The following is a 380-nucleotide window of genomic DNA, read 5'->3' as shown; positions in this document are numbered from 1 at the left end:
CCCCCCCCCCCCCCCCCCCCCCCCCCCCCCCCCCCCCCCCCCCCCCCCCCCCCCCCCCCTCCGCCACCCCCCCCCCCCCCCTCTACACCTCCGTGCTCTCCCCCCCCCCCCCCCCCCCCCCCCCCCCCCCCCCGCTGTAACCGCAGCGCATGCCGGAGGCTTTCAACTTGGCGGCGGCGGCGGCCAGCGATTCGTCGTACTGCCCCTTGTACACCGGCACCACCGGGTAATCTTTTTGGCTGGCGTTGAACATGTCTCTTATACACATCTCCGAGCCCACGAGACTCCGCCACTTATCGCGTATGCCGTCGTCTGCTTGATGCTGCGGGGGGGGGGGGGGGGGGGGGGGGGGGGGGGGGGGGGGGGGGGGGGGGGGGGGG

1 pseudogene is annotated in these 380 nt (G+C 76.8%); it reads right to left on the bottom strand.

Annotation, left to right across the window (positions count from 1 at the left end):
• Positions 1–82 precede the first annotated feature (82 nt).
• Positions 83–380, bottom strand: a pseudogene (locus tag JHD59_RS23025) (hypothetical protein); the annotation flags it as partial.

The sequence above is a fragment of the Chromobacterium sp. ASV23 genome (genome assembly GCF_016428945.1).
GTDB lineage: Bacteria > Pseudomonadota > Gammaproteobacteria > Burkholderiales > Chromobacteriaceae > Chromobacterium > Chromobacterium sinusclupearum.
Note: the sequence above shows the minus strand (reverse complement) of the source record. Positions and strands in the feature narration are given on the sequence as shown.